This is a genomic window from Denitratisoma sp. agr-D3, assembly GCF_054658675.1.
Genome location: NZ_BAAGIA010000003.1, coordinates 457,101 through 472,574, shown reverse-complemented (window position 1 = coordinate 472,574; position 15,474 = coordinate 457,101). Strand labels below are relative to the sequence as shown.

The 15,474-nt window shown below is 65.1% G+C and carries 13 protein-coding genes; 3 read left to right on the top strand and 10 right to left on the bottom strand.

Annotation, left to right across the window (positions count from 1 at the left end; translation table 11 throughout):
• Nucleotides 1-201: 201 nt before the first annotated feature.
• Nucleotides 202-1,800, bottom strand: coding sequence for a malate synthase A (gene aceB, locus ACYQ2U_RS10770; RefSeq protein ID WP_459950368.1), 1,599 nt, complete (start codon nt 1,798-1,800; stop codon nt 202-204).
• 112 nt (nt 1,801-1,912) lie between these two features.
• On the opposite strand from aceB, the gene ACYQ2U_RS10765 reads away from it, so the two are divergent.
• On the top strand, nt 1,913-2,812 hold the full coding sequence (locus ACYQ2U_RS10765; protein ID WP_459950367.1) for a LysR family transcriptional regulator: 900 nt from the start codon (nt 1,913-1,915) through the stop codon (nt 2,810-2,812).
• A gap of 292 nt (nt 2,813-3,104) precedes the next feature.
• Here the strand turns inward: ACYQ2U_RS10765 and ACYQ2U_RS10760 are convergent, their stop codons facing one another.
• Both ACYQ2U_RS10760 and ACYQ2U_RS10755 read right to left on the bottom strand, forming a co-directional pair.
• Nucleotides 3,105-4,073 carry a TerC family protein gene (locus ACYQ2U_RS10760; protein WP_459950366.1) on the bottom strand — a complete coding sequence of 323 codons (969 nt, stop codon included), beginning with the start codon at nt 4,071-4,073 and terminating at the stop codon, nt 3,105-3,107.
• Between the two features lie 11 nt (nt 4,074-4,084).
• Entirely contained in the window at nt 4,085-4,330 is a 246-nt protein-coding gene (locus ACYQ2U_RS10755; protein ID WP_459950365.1) for a hypothetical protein, read from the bottom strand.
• A gap of 299 nt (nt 4,331-4,629) precedes the next feature.
• Here ACYQ2U_RS10755 and ACYQ2U_RS10750 point away from each other — a divergent pair, with 299 nt between their 5' ends.
• Nucleotides 4,630-6,585 carry a B12-binding domain-containing radical SAM protein gene (locus ACYQ2U_RS10750; protein ID WP_459950364.1) on the top strand — a complete coding sequence of 652 codons (1,956 nt, stop codon included), beginning with the start codon at nt 4,630-4,632 and terminating at the stop codon, nt 6,583-6,585.
• 20 nt (nt 6,586-6,605) lie between these two features.
• Here ACYQ2U_RS10750 and ACYQ2U_RS10745 read toward each other — a convergent pair whose 3' ends face one another.
• From ACYQ2U_RS10745 to ACYQ2U_RS10715, 7 genes are read right to left on the bottom strand one after another with little or no spacing between them, the layout of a single operon-like run.
• Nucleotides 6,606-7,670, bottom strand: a complete 1,065-nt coding sequence (locus ACYQ2U_RS10745; RefSeq protein ID WP_459950363.1) for an RNA methyltransferase — start codon at nt 7,668-7,670, stop codon at nt 6,606-6,608.
• Nucleotides 7,671-7,687: 17 nt separating this feature from the next.
• Nucleotides 7,688-9,526: a DNA helicase RecQ gene (gene recQ, locus ACYQ2U_RS10740; RefSeq protein ID WP_459950362.1), complete on the bottom strand. Its 1,839-nt coding sequence runs from the start codon at nt 9,524-9,526 to the stop codon at nt 7,688-7,690.
• Nucleotides 9,523-10,290 (bottom strand): UDP-2,3-diacylglucosamine diphosphatase, encoded by a 768-nt coding sequence (locus tag ACYQ2U_RS10735; RefSeq protein WP_459950361.1) that lies wholly within the window; start codon nt 10,288-10,290, stop codon nt 9,523-9,525. The genes recQ and ACYQ2U_RS10735 overlap by 4 nt, the downstream gene beginning before the upstream one ends.
• 21 nt (nt 10,291-10,311) lie before the next feature.
• Complete coding sequence (locus ACYQ2U_RS10730; RefSeq protein ID WP_459950360.1) at nt 10,312-10,815, bottom strand: peptidylprolyl isomerase; 504 nt, start codon at nt 10,813-10,815, stop codon at nt 10,312-10,314.
• Nucleotides 10,816-10,830: 15 nt separating this feature from the next.
• Nucleotides 10,831-11,397 (bottom strand): peptidylprolyl isomerase, encoded by a 567-nt coding sequence (locus ACYQ2U_RS10725; protein WP_459950359.1) that lies wholly within the window; start codon nt 11,395-11,397, stop codon nt 10,831-10,833.
• A gap of 60 nt (nt 11,398-11,457) precedes the next feature.
• Nucleotides 11,458-12,672, bottom strand: coding sequence for a L,D-transpeptidase family protein (locus tag ACYQ2U_RS10720; protein ID WP_459950358.1), 1,215 nt, complete (start codon nt 12,670-12,672; stop codon nt 11,458-11,460).
• Nucleotides 12,672-13,754, bottom strand: a complete 1,083-nt coding sequence (locus ACYQ2U_RS10715) for a YybH family protein (protein ID WP_459950357.1) — start codon at nt 13,752-13,754, stop codon at nt 12,672-12,674. Before ACYQ2U_RS10715 ends, ACYQ2U_RS10720 begins: the two co-directional genes overlap by 1 nt.
• A 279-nt stretch (nt 13,755-14,033) precedes the next feature.
• Between ACYQ2U_RS10715 and cysS the strand changes: the two genes are divergently transcribed.
• Nucleotides 14,034-15,413 carry a cysteine--tRNA ligase gene (cysS, locus tag ACYQ2U_RS10710; RefSeq protein WP_459950356.1) on the top strand — a complete coding sequence of 460 codons (1,380 nt, stop codon included), beginning with the start codon at nt 14,034-14,036 and terminating at the stop codon, nt 15,411-15,413.
• Nucleotides 15,414-15,474: the final 61 nt, after the last annotated feature.

Sequence of the window (15,474 nt, the reverse complement as noted above, 5' to 3'; positions counted from 1 at the left end):
CTTGGCGACGACCTTCGCCCCGCAACCCTCATTAGCAGCCCTGATTGCTTCGTCGTTCCCCGATAAAACGCCAAACAAAAACGGCACCGGGTCGCCCTCGGTGCCGTTGTCCTGAGTCAGCGTTCATCCTTTGACTTCGCACCTGGGCGCGGAGCCTGTCCAGAGCGTGACGAAGGGTTCTGGACGAACGCAGCTTGAGGCTTATTCCATCGCTTCGTACAGCGGCAGCGTCAGGAACTCGGGGTATTCGGGGGTCAGGCTCATCTTGTCGAAGATGACGGCAGCCTGGTCGTAGGTGGCGGTGTCCTCGCCCTGGGCGCTGACGGTGGCCTTCACCTTGGCCAGTTCCTCGGCGATCATGGGGCGCACCATGTCCACGGTGACCTTGCGGCCGTCGTCCAGCACACCCTTGGGCGACACCACCCATTGCCACACTTGGGAGCGGGAGATTTCGGCAGTAGCGGCGTCTTCCATCAGGTTGTGGATGGGCACGCAGCCGTTGCCGCCCAGCCAGGAACCCAGGTAGTGGATGCCGACGTTGATGTTGTTGCGCAGGCCGGCTTCGGTGATGGGGGTTTCGGGCACGAAGTTGAGCCAGTCCTTGGGACCGAAGCTGCCGGTGACTTGCTTGCCCCATTGGTTGGGCTTGTCGCCGAGCACCTTCTGGAACTCTTCCTGGGCGATGGAGACCAGACCGGGGTGAGCCACCCAGCCGCCGTCGAAGCCGTCGTTGGCGTCGCGGGTCTTGTCGTGGCGGATACCGGCTAGGGCCTTTTCATTGGCAACGGGGTCGCTCTTGATCGGGATCAGGGCCGACATGCCGCCCATGGCGGGGGCGCCGCGCTTGTGGCAGGCCTGCACCAGGGCCAGGGCGTAGGAGCGCATGAAGGGCACTTCCATGGTGATGGCGCCGCGTTGGGCCAGGCAGAAGTTGGCGTTCTTCTTGAACTTCTTGATGCAGGAGAAGATGTAGTCCCAACGACCGGCGTTCAGGCCGGCGGAGTGGTTGCGCAGTTCGTAGAGGATTTCTTCCATCTCGAAGGTGGCGAGAATGGTTTCCACCAGCACGGTGGCCTTGATGGTGCCTTGGGGCAGGCCGATGTGGTCCTGGGCCATGACGAAGATGTCGTTCCACAGGCGGGCTTCCAGGTGGCCTTCCATCTTGGGCAGATAGAAGAAGGGGCCGGCGCCGCGGGCGATTTGCTCTTTGGCGTTGTGGAAGAACACCAGGGCGAAGTCGAAGATGCCGCCGGACACGCGCTGACCGTCAACGGTCACGTGCTTTTCGTCCAGGTGCCAGCCGCGGGGGCGGATTTGTAGGGTGGCGATCTTGTCGCCCAGCTTGTATTCCTTGCCGGCTTCGTTCTTGAAGCTGAGTTCGCGGCGGATGGCCTTGTAGAGATTCACCTGACCCTGGATCTGGTTTTCCCACTTGGGGCTGTTGGAATCTTCGAAGTCGGTCATGTAGCTGTCAGCGCCAGAGTTGAAGGCGTTGATGATCATCTTGGCTTCGACCGGGCCGGTGATTTCCACGCGGCGGTTTTCCAGGGCCTTGGGCAGGGGGGCGATCTTCCAGTCGCCTTCGCGCACGGCCTTGGTTTCCGGCAGGAAGTCGGGCATTTCACCGGCGTCGATGCGGGCTTGGCGGGCCACGCGGGCCTTGAGCAGTTCCTGGCGGCGGCCTTCAAAGGCTCGGTGCAGCTTGGCGACGAATTCCAGGGCCTCGGGGCTGAGGATGAATTCCCATTCGGGCTTGATGGGGGCGGTGATCTGCATACCGGCGGGCAGGGTGATGGCCATGGCAACTCCTCTATAAGACATAAGGGTTAAAAGGGATGGAAGGAGTGTATTGCTGGATGATGTTGCTGATAAGTCCCGATAAAATCAATTCATCTTATACCGGGGGTAATAAATGGACCGCCTGACCCAGATTGAGGCCTTTGTCGCGGCGGCGAACAAGGGGAGTTTAAGCGCAGCCGCCCGTCAGGAGGGGGTGACGCCCGCCATCATGGGCCGGCGCATCGACGCCCTGGAGCAGCGCCTGGGGGTGCGGCTGCTGGTGCGCACCACCCGCAAGCTGAGCCTGACCCAGGAGGGCGCTGCTTTCCTGGAGGATTGTCAGCGTCTGCTGGCCGAACTGGGTAACGCCGAGGCCTCCGTCAGTCTGGGGGCGATCCGGGCCAGCGGCCATTTGCGCATCTCCGCCCCGGCAGGCTTCGGCCGGCGCCACGTGGCGCCCCAGGTGGCGGAGTTTCTCGACGCCCACCCCGAGGTGACGGTGAGCCTCGATCTTTCCGACCGCACCGTGGACATCGTCAACGAGGGCATCGACTGCGCGGTGCGCATCGGCGGCCTGGCGGACTCGAACCTGATTTCGGTACGGCTGGGGGAGGTGAAACGGGCCCTGGTGGGCAGCCCGGCCTATCTGGCCCAGCGCGGCACGCCGCGCAGTCCCGAGGAGCTGGCGGGGCACGAATGTCTCAGCCTGGTACAACAGGCCGGTTGGCTGTTCGCCGATCCTGCGCGAAAAAGCGACACCCGCCTGGTGAAGGTGGAAGGCCGCCTGCAATGCAACGACGGCTCGGTGCTGCACGAATGGGCCTTGCAGGGTCGGGGCCTGGCGTGGCGCTCCCTGTGGGAAGTGGGGGACGACCTGCGGGCGGGACGCCTGGTGGCGGTGCTGGAGGATTGGGCTGCACCACCTTTGGGCATTCGGGCCGTTTTCCCCCAGCGGCAGATGCCCCTGCGTCTGCGCTTGTTCATCGAACACTTGAAGGCGGCCTACGCCGCGCCCGGTTACTGGGGTGCCTGAGACAGGTCGCCGCCAAGCCGCGCCAGCAGGGGATCGGCGGGCAATGCGGGCGGCGGCACGGGCAATGACGTGGGAATGGTGGGGGAATGACGGCGTCGTCTATGACCAAAGCTGGAGTGTTGCGCGCCGCAGGTTGGCATGGTTGATGCTGCTATGCCCTTAACTGGCCCGCGCTCCCACCGGGCCGGCGGTCCGCGAATTCAGTTTGTGGAAGCGTTGCGTGGTAGATCTCCTCCTCCGACCCGCTAGGGTCGGTTTCATGGCCGCAGGGCTTTACCCCTGCGGCCATTTTTTATGACTTTTTCGCCTCCTCGTCCCGGGGCGCCAGCCACAGGCTGGCGAGGATGGAGGCCCCCAGCAGTACGCCCACCACGGCCAGGGAGGCGCCGACGGGGATCTTGATCCAGGGGGCGATCAGCATCTTGGTGCCGATGAAGGCCAGCACGAAGGCCAGGCCCACCTTGAGCAGATGGAAACGCCCCGCCATGTCCGCCAGCAGGAAGTACAGGGCGCGCAGGCCCAGCACGGCGAAGATGTTGGAGGTCATGACGATAAAGGGGTCGGTGGTCACCGCGAAAATGGCGGGAATGCTATCCACCGCGAACACCGCGTCGGTGATGCCGATCAGCGCCACGACCAGGAACAGCGGGGTGAACCAGCGTTTGCCGTCGCGCCGCAGGGACAGCCGGTTGCCTTCGTAGCCGGGGGTAATGGACAGGTGGCCGCGCATCCATTTGAGCAGGGGATTTTTTTCCAGCTCGGGCTCTTTTTCGGTGGAAACCAGCATGCGCAAACCGGTCACCAACAGGAAAGCACCGAACAGGTAAAGCAGCCAGTGGAAGCGGGCAATCAGCCAGGCGCCGATCAGGATCATCACCACCCGCAGTACCACCGCGCCGATGACACCGATGATCAAAGCGCGCTTTTGCAGGGCGGCGGGCACGGCGAAGCCGGTGAACAGCAGGAGGAAGACGAAGATGTTGTCCACCGACAGGGATTTTTCGATGAGGTAGCCGGTGAGGAATTCCGCCGCCTTCTGGTTGGCGATTTCGCGCCCCGCGTGCTGGTCCAGCCACCACCAGAGCAGCAGATTGAAGGCCATCGCCAGGCTGACCCAGAGCAGGGACCAGCCCAGGGCCTCCTTGACGGTGACGCTGTGGGCACCCTGTTTCTCCAGGGCGAACAGGTCCACCGCAATGGCGACGACGACGAAGACGGCAAAACCCAGCCAGAGTTCGGGCGTGGCAATGGTATCGAACATGACGGGCTACCTCAGCGCGGGTCGTGGATGCGGCGGAATTCGCCTTCGAAGACGCGGCCGCTGGGGGCAGACGCCGGGCGCGGGGTGTGGGCCGGCACCAGCAGCTGGCGGGCGAACACCAGGGCGACGAAGGCGCTGGCGAAGGCGGCCAGCCGGCTGCGCGGGGCGCGGGCCAGCAGGTAGGCGAAACCCTTGCGCACCAGGGTGGTGAACAGGGTGGGGGCGTCGTGGGAGCGGGAAGCTTCGGGGTTTTTCATTGCGGACTCCTGAGTTGCTGTTTGCGCCGGTCCAGCCACGCCGACGGGTCCGCAAACAAAAAAGACCTTTGCCGGGCGGCAAAGGTCTTGCTGTGATTCGTGCTGCTGAATCACCCACGGCACCGGGATTCTTGCGAATCCGTCCTGACGACACCGTGGCGGAGCTACTCCCCTTTGTGAATCTGCGATCTTGCTGGCAGAAACGCTGATGGACGGACTGTAGGGGAAGCCGCGCGGCGGGTCAACACTTTTGCCAGTGGGGACATCGCCGCGCCAGGGGGCGGGCCGGAGCCGTTATCATGCAGGCCGTTTCCCCCGTTGCCCGCTCCATGCCCGATTCCCGCCCGTCCTTGCGCGTCCTGTCGCTGATTCCGCCCATGACGCAGCTCAACACGCCCTATCCGTCCACCGCCTATTTGACGGGGTTTCTCCGTTCCCGGGGCGAGGACGCGGTGCAGGAGGACCTGGCCCTGGGCTTGGTGCTGAGCCTGTTCTCCCGGGCGGGCCTGGCGGAATTGCGCGCCTGCGCCGAGGCGCTGCCGGCGCGGCAACGCTCGGCCAGCGTGGCGGGTTTCCTCGACCGTTTCGAGCGCTACGCCGCCACGGTGGAGCCGGCCCTGGCCTATCTCCAGGGTCGCGATCCAACCCTGGCCCATCGCATCGCCGGACGCAATTTCCTACCCGAGGGGCCGCGCTTCGACAGCCTGGACGCCTATCTGGACCCGCAGGACCCGGACGGCGGCGATCCCCTGGCCTGGGCTTTCGGCGCCCTGGGTAGCAGCGACCGGGCGCGGCATCTGGCGACCCTGTACCTCAACGATCTGGCGGACGTGTTGCGGGAGGCGGCGGATCCGCGCTTCGAGTTCGTCCGCTACGCCGAGTCCCTGGCCCAGAGCCAGCCCAGCTTCGAGCCCCTGGCCCGGGCCCTGGCGGCGGAAGAAACCCTGGTGGATCGCCGCCTGCGGGCGCTGACCCTGGCCGCCATCGAGCGCCATCAGCCCCAGGTGGTGATGCTCTCGGTGCCCTTCCCCGGTTCGGTGTACGGCGCCTTCCGCATCGCCCAGACGATCAAGACGGCCCGGACCGGGATCGTCACCGTGCTCGGCGGCGGCTTCGTCAATACGGAATTGCGCGAGTTGAAGGAACCCCGGGTCTTCGACTACTTCGACTACGTGACCCTCGACGACGGCGAACGGCCCATCCTCGCCCTGCTCGACCACCTGCGCGGCGGGCGGGGGCGCGAGCGCTTGGTGCGCACCTTCGTCCGCGAGGACGGCGGGGTGCGTTACTGCCATTTTCCCGAACCCGACGTGCCCTTCGCCGAAGTGGGCACGCCCACTTGGGACGGCCTGCCCATCGACCGCTACCTGTCGGTGCTGGACATGCTCAATCCCATGCACCGGCTTTGGTCCGACGGGCGCTGGAACAAGCTCACCGTGGCCCACGGTTGCTACTGGAAGAAATGCAGTTTCTGCGACGTGAGCCTGGACTACATCGGCCGCTACGACGGCGCGCCGGCCACCCTGTTGGTGGACCGCATCGAGGCGGTGATGGCGGAAACCGGTCAGAGCGGTTTCCATTTCGTGGACGAAGCCGCCCCACCCAAGGCCCTGCGCGCCCTGGCGGAGGAAATCCTGCGGCGCGGGCTGTCGATTTCCTGGTGGGGCAACATCCGCTTCGAGAAATCCTTTACTCCCGAGCTGTGCGATCTGCTGGCGGAAAGCGGCTGTATCGCCGTGTCCGGCGGTCTGGAGGTGGCGTCGGACCGGCTGCTGAAGCTGATGCAAAAAGGGGTGTCGGTGGAGCAGGTGGCGCGGGTGACCCAGGCTTTCGCCCAGGCCGGCGTGCTGGTGCATGCCTACCTGATGTACGGCTTCCCCACCCAGACCGTGCAGGACACGGTGGATGCCCTCGAATACGTGCGCCAGTTGTTTGAAGCCGGCTGCATCCAGTCCGGCTTTTTCCACCGCTTCAGTTGCACCGTGCACTCGCCGGTGGGGCTGCGTCCCGAGGACTACGGCGTGACCCTACAGCCCCTGCCGCCGGTGAGTTTCGCCAAGAACGACGTGGGCTTCATCGACCCGACCGGGGTGGATCATGCCGTCCTCGGCAAGGCGCTGAACAAGGCCCTCTACAACTACATGCACGGTATCGGCCTGGACCAGGACGTGCGCTCCTGGTTCGGCCCCGGCACGCCGAAGAGCCGGGTGCCGCGCCGCTTCATCGAGCGGGCCCTGGAGACCTTGGGCGCTTAGCGCCCTGCTGAAACAGGCGCCTAGGCCGCCGGTCCCGCCGCCTTGCGCCGACCGGGGTGGACGGTGACGGTGGTTTCGCCGATGATCCGCGCCCGCAGTTGGCCGCAGCCGCCATCCACGTCCTGTCCCGCCGAGTTGCGCAGCTTGGCCAATACGCCGCGTCGATGCAGATATCGGGCGAGTTCCGCCGCCTTCTCCCAACTGGGGCGCTGGTAGTCCAGTTCTGCCACGGTGTTGAAGGGGATCAAATTCATCATGGCGTACTTGCCCTTGAGCAGACGGACGATCTCGTCCATCTCGTCGAGGCCGTCGTTGACGCCTTCAATCAACGTCCATTGGTACTGGATGGGGTAGCTGGTGCGGCGGGCGTAGTCCTCCGCCAGGGCCACCAGTTCCGTCACGGGGATGGGCTGGGCGCGGGGCAGCAATTGGGCCCGTAGCTGATCCTTGGTGGTGTGCAGGGACAGGGCCAGGGCGGGTTTCACCGGGCCCTGGGGCAGACGCTCGAACACCCGCAGATCGCCCACGGTGGAGAACACCAGGTTCTTGTGGCCGATGGCGCCGGCGGTGCCTAGTAGCTCGATGGCTTCCAGCACGTTGTCCAGGTTGTGGGAGGGTTCGCCCATGCCCATGAACACTACCTTTTTCACCGGCCGCCGCTGGCGGGCCAGTACCACCTGGGCCACGATCTCGGCGCTGCCCACCTGGCGCAGCAGGCCGCTTTTGCCGGTCATGCAGAAGGTGCAGCCCACGGCGCACCCCACTTGGCTGGAAACGCAGAGTCCGTCCCGCAGCAGCAGTACGCTTTCCACGGTCTGGCCATCGTTCAATTGCACCAGCAGGCGGGCGGAGCCGTCGTCGCCGGGGTGTTCGGAATGCACCTGCGCCAGTTGCGCCAGTTCTTCACTCAGGGCCGGCAGGGCTTCCAGCAGGGGCTTGGGAAAGAAACCCTCGGCCTGGCGATTGCGCTTGCCTTCGGTGAGGGGGCGACCAGACAGCCAGGCCCGCAGCAGCCGGCCTTCATGGTCCGGCTTGGCGCCCAGGTCCCGCAGGCGTTGGCGCAAATGTTCGATGCGGTGGAGCATGGCGGCTTGGGTTGGCCTCAGGCGAAGGCGGCTTCGTCCATGACCCGCAGCAGGGCGCCGCCGTAGCGTTCGGCCTTGGCTTCGCCGATGCCGGGGACGTTGAGCAGTTCGCTGCGGGTGGCGGGCTTCAATTGGGCCAGTTCGCGCAGGGTGCGGTCGTGCATGATGACGTAGGCCGGTACGCCCTGTTCCTTGGCCTCTTCGGCGCGCCAGGCGCGCAGGGCCTCGAACAGGGCCAGGTCGCCGATGTCGAGTTCGATCTTTTCCTCGGGGCGACTGTAGCGGGGCGGCTTGCCACCGTTGGGCAACTTGCGCGGGCGGCGCAGCATGAGGGTGGTTTCGCCCTTGAGCACGGGGCGGCCCGCCTCGGTGACGGTGATGGCGCCGAAGCGCTGGGCATCGGCGTGGAGAATGCCAGCCACCAGCAGTTGCCGGGCCACGGCGCGCCAGGTGGCTTCGTCGATGTCCTTGCCGACGCCGAAGGTGGGCAGTTGGTCGTGGCGGTATTCGCTGATCTTGGGGTTGAGCTTGCCCCGCAGCAGGTCGATCAGGTGGCCGCTGCCGAATTTCTGGCCGGTGCGCAGGGCGGCGGATAGCAGCTTTTGCGAGGCGACGGTGCCATCCCACAGTTCCGGTGGCGCGGTGCAGGTGTCGCAGTTGTTGCAGGCGTCTCGCTCCTCGCCGAAGTATTGCAGCAGCACGGTGCGGCGGCAGGTGCCGGCTTCGCAATAGGCCAGCATGGCATCGAGCTTCTGCCGTTCGACGCGCTTTTGTTCCTCGGGGGCGGCGGACTCGTCGATGCGCTGGCGGTGGATCACCACGTCGTTGAGGCCGTAGGTCATCCAGGCTTCGGCCGGGTCGCCGTCGCGCCCGGCGCGGCCCGTCTCCTGGTAGTAGGCCTCCAGGCTCTTGGGCAGGTCCAGGTGGGCGACGAAGCGCACGTCGGGCTTGTCGATGCCCATGCCGAAGGCGATGGTGGCGACCATGACCACGCCTTCCTCGCGGACGAAGCGCTGCTGGTGTTCCCGTCGGACATCGGCACCGAGACCGGCGTGGTAGGGCAGGGCATTGATGCCCTGTTCCTGTAGCCAGGTGGCGGTTTCATCCACCTTCTTGCGGGACAGGCAATAGACGATGCCTGCCGCACCGCGATGGCCGGCGAGGAAGCCCTGCAACTGTTTTTTCGGGTTGTCCCGTTCCACGACGGTGTAGCGGATGTTGGGTCGGTCGAAGCTGGAAACGAACTTGCGGGCTTCTTCCAGGCCCAGGCGATGGACGATCTCGTTGCGCGTGGGTTCATCCGCCGTGGCCGTGAGGGCGATGCGGGGCACCGTGGGAAAGCGCTCGTGGAGCACCGAGAGCTGGATGTATTCGGGGCGGAAGTCGTGGCCCCATTGGGACACGCAGTGGGCTTCGTCGATGGCGAACAGGGCGAGTCGTCCCTCTTCGTAAAGCTGGTCGAGCAGCCCAAGGAAGCGTTCGGTGAGCAGGCGTTCCGGGGCGACATAGAGCAGGTCGAGGCCGCCGGTCATCATGGCCCGCTCGGTGGCGACGCTGGCCTGGAAGTCCTGGCTGGAGTTGAGATAGGCGGCCTTGACGCCGGATTGCAGCAGGGTGTCCACCTGGTCCTGCATCAGGGCGATCAGGGGCGACACCACGATGGCGCAGCCGGGGCGGAGCAGGGCGGGGATCTGGTAGCAGAGGGACTTGCCGCCGCCGGTGGGCATCAGCACCAGGGCGTCGCCGCCCTGGGTCACGTGGTCCACGATGGCCGCCTGTTCGCCGCGGAAGGCGCTGTAACCGAAAACGCTGTGGAGGATGTGCAGCGCGGTGTCGGGCGATGGCGTGCTACTCATGGCTGGGGCAGGGACAGGAAACGACAGCCCGTGGCGTCGCAAAGGAGGGCGTTGCCCTGACTGTGGCCGTGGTCGCCGGTCTCGTGCCAGTCGCCGAGCACCCAGCGGGTGCGTTCCTGGCCGTCTACCGTCAGCCGGTGTTCGGCCTGGCGGTGGGTGTGACCGTGGACCATGCGGTTCACGCCATGCTGGCGGAAAGCGTCGGTCACGGCGTCGGCATTGGTGTCCATGATGGCCATGGGCTTGACCTGCTTTTGCGCCTCGCTGCGGGCCCGCAGGCCTTCGATCACGGTCTTGCGCTGGGCCAGGGGCTGGGCGAGGAAGTCCCGTTGCCAGTCCTCGCCGCGCACGGTGCGACGGAACTGCTGGTATTCGGCATCATCGGTGCACAGCAGGTCGCCGTGGAGCAGCAGGGTGGGGATGCCGGCGATGTCCAGGACCGTCGGTTCGGTCAGGATGGTCATGGCGCTGGCGGCGGCAAAGGCCGGGCCTACCAGGAAGTCGCGGTTGCCGGGGATGAAGAAGAGCTGGACACCCCGCCCGGCGCAGTCGTGCAGGGCGGCGCAGACGTCGGCATTGAGGGGATCGGCCAGGTCGTCGTCGCCGGCCCAGGCGTCGAACAGGTCGCCCAGGATGAAAACGGCACCGGCCCGGGTGCCGAGATCGGCGGCCGGGCCGGCGAGGAACTGCCGGAGCAGGGCCGTCACGCCGGGGCGCGACGGGTGCAGGTGCAGGTCGGAGATGAAGAGAGCGCTTTCAATCACTCCGGTACTCAGCGCTGGCGTTTAGACCACTTCGGCCCGCTCGATGATCACGTCGTCCACCGGCACGTCCTGGTGGAAGCCGGCACGGCCGGTCTTCACGGCGCGGATGGCGTCCACCACGTCGAGACCGTCCACCACCTTGCCGAAGACGCAATAGCCCCAGCCGCTGGGATTGGCGGCCTTGAAGTCGAGGAAGTCGTTATCCACCGTGTTGATGAAGAACTGGGCGGTGGCGGAGTGGGGATCGGAGGTGCGGGCCATGGCGATACTGCCGCGCACGTTCTTGAGGCCGGCCTTGCTGGTGCGCTCGCCTTCGTTCTCGATCTCGGCGCCGGTGGGCTTTTGCTTCATGCCGGGCTCGAAGCCACCGCCCTGGATCATGAAGTCCTTGATGACGCGGTGGAAGATGGTGCCGTCGTAGTGGCCGGCGGTGGCGTAGTCGATGAAGTTCTGGCTGGTGATGGGGGCGTTCTCGGTATCCAGTTCCAGGGTGATGACGCCGTGGTTGGTGTGGAGCTTGATCATGGTTTTTCCTCGGGTTTATTTCTGCTCGGGGAGCAATTTGACGGATTCGATCACCACGGGGGTGACGGGAACGTTCTGGTAGAAGCCGGCGTTGCCGGTGGGCACGCGAGCAATCTTCTGCACCACGTCCATGCCCTGGACCACTTGGCCGAACACCGCGTAGCCCGCGCCATCGGGATTGGGGTAGTCCAGCATGCGGTTGTCCACGTGGTTGATGAAGAACTGGGCCGTGGCGGAGTTGGGATTGTTGGTGCGCGCCATGGCGATGCTGCCGGCCACGTTCTTGAGGCCGTTCTTGGCCTCGTTGATGATGGGCTCGCGGGTGGATTTTTCCTTCATGCCGGGCTCGAAGCCGCCGCCCTGGATCATGAAGCCGGGGATCACCCGGTGGAAGATGGTGCCGTTGTAGAAGCCGTCCTTGACGTACTGGAGGAAGTTCTTGACGGTGACGGGCGCGCGCTCGGCGTTGAGCTCAAGGACGATGGTGCCCTGGTTGGTCTTCATTTCCACCTGGGGATTGGCGGCGAGGGCGGTACAGGCAAACAGCAGGGAAGCGCCCAGGGCGCTGAGGATTTTCTTCATGGCGTTCCAGCGTAAGGAGTGGCGGAAAAAGGCGACCGGGCCGACGGCTGCCGGCGGGGATCAGGCGGCGCCTTCGTAGAGGATCTTCCAGCGCCCGTCTTCCTTGATCCAGTACTGGCGCTTTTTCATCACGTTGTCGAGGTTGTTGCTCTTGTATTCCTGGTCGAAGGTGACCACGACGTAGTCTTCCTTGCCCGGATTGCGGAACATGCTGATGTTGCGGGTCTCGACCTTGATCCAGTCCTTGCCGGCGTTGACCTTGCGCTTCTGCTCGACCCATTGGTCCTTGCCCTGGCCGTCGGCGGAGAAGTTGCGGGCGTAGTGGCCGGCGTACTTGTCGGTGTTGCGGGACTCCCAGTCCTTGCGCCATTCGTCGATCATGCCGAGCAGGGACTGGCGTTCCTTCTGCCAGTTGTCCATGGACAGCCATTCGATGCTGTTGCTGATGATGACGGGGGTGAGGCCGATTTGCAGGTTCTTGGACAGGGAGTTCAGATCCTGGTTGGTCAGCACCACGCAGCCATCGGAGGCCTTGGGTGGGCGGGAATAGGTGTCGGACGGCGTGCCGTGCAGCCAGATGCCGTGGCCGTTGCGGCCCATGCGCTTGTCCCATTCGTTGGGATAGTTGATGGGGAAGGCGCCGCTGCCGTAGAAGTCGCCCACCTTCTCGCGGGGCAGGCTGGAAGTGACGTGGTAGACGCCGATGGGGGTCTTCTTGTCGCCTTCCTTGGTCTTTTCCGCGCCCAGCTTGCCCTGGGTGATGTAGTAGTCGGCGACGAAGCGGGGGGTGCCCTTGTCGTTCTGGTACAGATAGAGGCGGGACTTCTGGGTGTCCACCACCACGGCGTATTTCTGGTCGGCCTGCATTTGCAGCAGGTAGCGGGGCACGTAGTCGGCCTGGGGCTTGTTCTTGTAGGCCTTGAGCCGGGCGATGGCCTCGTCGCGCAGGTCGGCCACCTTGTCGCCGGCCTGGGCGCCGCCCTCGCCGAAGCGGGTCAGGGGCTTGGTGCGGGCCAGCAGCAGGTCGCCACGAATCAGATGGGCGAGCCGGTAGTTGGGGTAGGTCTTGAGCAGGGCGTCCACCTGCTGGAGCGCCATGTCGAAGCGGCTTTGCTCGATGGCGTTGAAAATGTTGGCCAACAGGGGCTCGGGGCCGGAATCCGAATAGTTGGGCTGGGCCTGGAGGCTGCCGCCACTGGCCAGGCCGAGGCCGAGGGCCGCGCCCAGCACCAGGGCGCGAGCGATCGCCGGTTTCCGTTGCCGAGTCTTGGTCATCAGTTGCCGATCCGTTCCTGTTGAATGAGCCATTTACCGCCTTGCTTCACCATGACCAACGTCTTGGTGCTGCCGGACTTGAGGTTGGCCGAAGCATATTGTTGGCGGAACCGTACTTCAGCCTTGTCGCCGTCCTGGGAAACCACCTTGAGGGCTTCCACCGATACCTGAATATTGCCCGGTTTTTTGATGCGTTGGGTACGTTCCGTCTCCCAGGCACTGCGGGATTGATTGCCGGGGACCTTGAAGTCCTTGGCGTAGCGGGCCAGATAGGCCTTCACGTCCTTGCGCGACCAGTCGGCAGCCCAGGCTTCCACGGTCTTGCCGATCTCGCCGGCGCCGCTGTCGGCAACGGGCTTGGCCGGGGCAGCGGCGGGTTTTTCGACCTTGGCCGGGGTGGGCTCGACCTTGGCCGGTGCCGCGGCAACGGGGGCCGGGGCGGGTGCCGGCTTGGGGGCCTCGGCTACCTTGACGGGGGCGGGGGGCGCTGCCGACGGTGCGGCCGCCACGGTGGGGCCGCTCGCCAGGGCGGGCTTGGCCGGCGCGCCGCTGCGGGAGGAGACGCTGATCAGGTCGCGGATCACCGCCAGCTTGGTCTGCGCGGCGGCATTGGAGGAGTCCAGTTGCAGGGCCTTGTCGTAGGCCTGGCTGGCGAGACGGGCGTAAATGTCGCCCAGGTTCTCGTGGGCCGTGGCGTAGGAAGGATGGGTGCGGATGGCCTTTTCCAGGGCCAGCTTGGCCTTGTCGAACTGCTTTTGCTGGGCGTAGATCACCGCCAGGTTGTTGTAGGGCTCGGGCAGTTCAGGGAATTCCTCGGTGAGCTTGGTGAACACCGAGACCGCCTCGCTGGTCTTGCCCATTTCGGTCAGGATCACCCCCTTGAGGAAGCGGCCCTGGGGATCCTTGGGCTTGTCGGACAGGTGTTTTTCCACCTGTTCCAGGGCCTGGGGGTACTGTCCCTGCTTGAGCAACTGTTGCGCATCCTGGTAGGGGGCGCCGATCGCCAAGCAGGAAAAGCCGGTAACGGCGGCCACCGCCAGGGTCAGGAGTCCAGTGCGTACTGAGAGGGAGATAGGGGGCATGCTATACTTGTTCGCGTTGCGGTTGGGTCGTTCGAAAGCCGTAGATCGGCTCCTGATGCGGGTTTCAGGAGGGCAGGTCGAGGGGCAATGAGGCGCGGTGGGAGCCGGACATGAAGCCATCGTTCCTCGTTTCCGCCAGCCGACGGCTGGAACACAATCGATAATTTTATCAAGAAAGCTCAATTCCATTTCACCAGATCGCTTCCGGCCTTAAGCGCCGAAAATCGGCAGCTTCCCGGCCGTTCTTCGTCGGACCGGCGGTGCGATCCACCGAACTCCATGCTCAAGCTCTACAACACCCTGGACCGCGAAAAGCAGGCCTTTGTTCCCCTCGAGCCCGGCAAGGTTCGCATGTATGTCTGTGGCATGACCGTTTACGACTACTGCCATCTGGGGCACGCCCGGGTCATGGTGGTGTTCGACATGGTGGCCCGCTGGCTGCGGACCAGCGGCTATGCGGTGAACTACGTGCGCAACATCACCGACATCGACGACAAGATCATCAAGCGGGCCGCCGAGAACGGCGAGACCCTGCGCGCCCTGACCGACCGCTTCATCGCCGCCATGCACGAGGACGCCGATGCCTTGGGCGTGCTGCGGCCCGACCACGAACCCCGCGCCATGGACTACGTGCCCCAGATGCTGGGCTTGATCGCCCAGCTGGAAAAGAACGGCCTGGCCTACCGGGCCGACAATGGCGACGTCTGCTACTCGGTGCACAGCTTTCCCGGCTATGGCAAGTTGTCGGGCAAGTCCCTGGATGACCTGCGCGCCGGCGAGCGGGTGGATGTGACCGAGGGCAAGCGCGATCCGCTGGACTTCGTGCTGTGGAAGCACGCCAAGGACAACGAGCCGGACGAAGCCAAGTGGGAATCCCCTTGGGGCACCGGCCGGCCCGGCTGGCACATCGAGTGTTCGGCCATGAGTTCCGACCTGCTCGGCGACCATTTCGACATCCACGGCGGCGGCCAGGACTTGCAGTTCCCCCACCACGAGAACGAGATTGCCCAGTCCGAGGGGGCGCACCAGCACGCTTTTGTGAATTACTGGATGCACAACGGCTTCATCCGGGTGGACAACGAGAAGATGTCCAAGTCCCTGGGCAACTTCTTCACCATCCGCGACGTGCTCAAGCAGTACGACGCCGAGGTGGTGCGCTTCTTCATCCTGCGCGCCCACTACCGCAGCCCCCTCAACTATTCGGATGCCCACCTGGACGATGCCCGCCAGGCTTTGACCCGGCTGTACACCGCCCTCAAGGGCTATGCCGGCGAAGGCAAGGTGGATTGGAACGAGGCCCACGGCCAGCGTTTCAAGGCGGCCATGGACGACGACTTCGGCACCCCGGAGGCGGTGGCCGTGTTGTTCGACCTTGCACAAGAGGTGAACAAAAGTCACGACGTCGCGCTGGCGGCCCAGCTCAAAGGCCTGGGGGCCGTGCTCGGCCTGTTGCAGCGGGACGCCAGCGCCTTCCTGCAAGGCGCCCCCGCCGAGGCAGGCGGTCTGACGCCGGACGCCATTGAGGCCCTGATTGCCGACCGGATCGCAGCCAAGAAGGCGAAGAACTTCACCGAGTCCGACCGCATCCGCGACGAACTCAAGGCGGCCGGCATCCTGCTGGAGGACGGTCCTCAGGGCACCACCTGGCGCCGCGCCTGAGAACTCGCTTACCCAACGAAAAGGGCCGCAAGATTGCGGCCCTTTTCGTTGGCGGTGCCTG